2 protein-coding genes are annotated in these 1,864 nt (G+C 53.9%); both read right to left on the bottom strand.

The features are described 5' to 3' along the window. The coding region (locus MVD07_RS06635) for an HD domain-containing protein (RefSeq protein WP_297499893.1) at positions 1-579 on the bottom strand (579 nt) is incomplete at its 3' end. Then, the coding region (cas3, locus tag MVD07_RS06630) for a CRISPR-associated helicase Cas3' (RefSeq protein ID WP_297499891.1) at positions 579-1,864 on the bottom strand (1,286 nt) is incomplete at its 5' end. The genes cas3 and MVD07_RS06635, both read right to left, overlap by 1 nt.

The following is a 1,864-nucleotide window of genomic DNA, read 5'->3' as shown; positions in this document are numbered from 1 at the left end:
TCCCTCCCCTCCCCGATTGCAGAGTGCGGCGTAATTGTCCGCTACGGCTATCGGCAGGAGGATGGCATAGACACCTCTGAGCTTCTTTCGAAGAATCTCCTCTGCAGTTTCGTACTCCTCGATTGGCTCTCCCCAGGGTATTTCCCGCGGAATAGAAATTCCAGAGAGCTCTTTGACGAGCCGGATGCATCCCTCGGTAAGCCTTAAACCCTGGGGTTTTTTCACAGTTCTATTCCTTATCCAGTCGTGGTGGTGAAGAAGAATCGCGACCGCGGCTATCTGGCCCGCAGTCCCAAACTCCCCGAGGGCGTCTTTTGCCAGTAGGTAGGAGTAGAACTCATGGTATCCGAAGCTTTCACGTCTCTTTTGAAACGTCTCAAGGCACTTTCCGACGTCGTGAAGAACGTGGGTTTTCCTTAGGAGTTCCTCGGCAGCCTTGGGTTCAACGTCGAGGAGCCGCCCCAGGAAATTGCCGTAGCCCCTTTCGATGTAAAGCCCCTCCAACAGCTCAAGACCCCGTTTTAGGTGGGCTTCCATTGTCTCGATGCACTTCCCCTCCTTGAAGTAGGCGCAGGGCATCATGCTATACCACGCTCCGGGTCGTAGTTTCCAGTAAAGAGTATCTCGATATTCTCTTCGAGTGCAACGGCCTTTGCAACCCTGTAAGCATCTTTAAGGGTTTTAATCTCGAATTTAACGCCTTTGATCTCGACGAGTCCCCCTGAGTAAAGCTTGAGGAGCTTCTTCGGGCTTATGAGAACCGTTTCACCTCCTACGGAGAGAGGAACAAGGAAGTCCCTCATTACCGGCACACCGCTTGCCACAAGCCGTTCAACCTCCCCTAAGACATGAATGGCCCTCTTTGCAGGATCGCCCATCAGCTTTAGGAGGACTCCCTTCAGCCCTTTGTTAATGAGTCTGTTGACGGAGCTGGGGCTTGATCCATGAACCACGGCGACTGTCTCCTCGTAGGTTGAAGGGACGCGCGGGTGGATGCTCCTCTCGATGATTAGGTCCAACGTCTTCTCTACCTTCTCCAACGGGTACGGACCTGCGGGAGCGTCTGTGATTACAACGGCTTTGCCACTCTTGTCACCCGCGTGGCGGGCGAGCCTCCCAAAGCGCTGGAGCAGGGAGTTAATCGGCGCTCTGTCCGTTACCATAACGTCCGCGGAGAAATCAACTCCCGCCTCGACCGCCTGCGTCCCTATCAGGAGGAAATCCTCCTTTCCCAGTCTCTGGAGACGGCTGATTATGGACTTCTTGTGGCTCGGCGTCATTCTTCCGTGGAGTAAGAGTATCCTGTCGCGCTCAAATCCTATGTCGGGGTCCGAAACTGCCCTATCGTACAGCTCCACTGCCCTGTCCACGGTGTTCACGATTATTGCGTTTCTCTTCCCCGGTTCGGTGAACATTAGCGGGTCTCCCTTCCCGAATTCAATGGATATGTCCTTTTCGAGTTCCCTCTTCACGAAGGGATCCTTTTCATCGGGGGATACGACTTTGAAGTCATACCCGTATTTCCCAGCGTACCTTCTGAAAAACTTCCTGTGCCCTTTGGAGAGGGTAGCGGTCATCACAACGATTGGGACTCCTTGAGAACTCAGGAAATTGACGACGGCATCGAAGGCAGTTGCCATGGACTCATCCTCGAGGAGAAAGTGGGCCTCATCGAATATGACGAGCGACGTTAGAATTGAGGCCTGGGTCAGGTAATCGTAGCCGAACTCCCTCCCGGCTTTCACGCGGTGCCTCTTCTTCGTGTTGAGCTTCATCAGGTCCCACGTGAAAGTATCTGCCGTGGTCACGTTCAGGGGAAAGAGGTGCATAAACTCGCCGCTTGACCCCATCATTTTGGTCCTCG

The sequence above is a fragment of the Thermococcus sp. genome (assembly GCF_027008145.1).
Classification (GTDB): domain Archaea; phylum Methanobacteriota_B; class Thermococci; order Thermococcales; family Thermococcaceae; genus Thermococcus.
Note: the sequence above shows the minus strand (reverse complement) of the source record. Positions and strands in the feature narration are given on the sequence as shown.